The following is a 259-nucleotide window of genomic DNA, read 5'->3' as shown; positions in this document are numbered from 1 at the left end:
GAGCGCCGCCGCGCATCCGTAGGCCCAACCCGCGCCGATCCAGCCGACCAGCAGTCCGCCGAGCGCCGGCCCCGCCGAATAGGCGACGCTGCGCGCCAGCTCGATCCGCCCATTCGCGACGGGAAGCACATCGCGCGAAACGAGTGAAGGCACGAGCGCCGGCGCGGCGACGCTGTACGCCACCGTGCCCGTCGCGCCGAGAAAGCCGAGCACGGCGAGCAACGGCAGCGTCAACGCATGCGCCAGCACGAGCAGCAGC

The 259-nt window shown here is 73.0% G+C and carries 1 protein-coding gene; it reads right to left on the bottom strand.

Features of this window, described 5'->3' with window-relative positions; genetic code table 11:
* Nucleotides 1-259, bottom strand: a 259-nt coding sequence (locus tag SB753_RS38720) for an MFS transporter (protein ID WP_410805370.1), incomplete at both ends; no start/stop codon positions are given.

Origin of the sequence: Paraburkholderia sp. SIMBA_053 (assembly GCF_046534895.1) — a bacterium.
GTDB lineage: Bacteria > Pseudomonadota > Gammaproteobacteria > Burkholderiales > Burkholderiaceae > Paraburkholderia > Paraburkholderia caledonica.
This window is presented reverse-complemented; position numbering and strand designations above follow the sequence as displayed.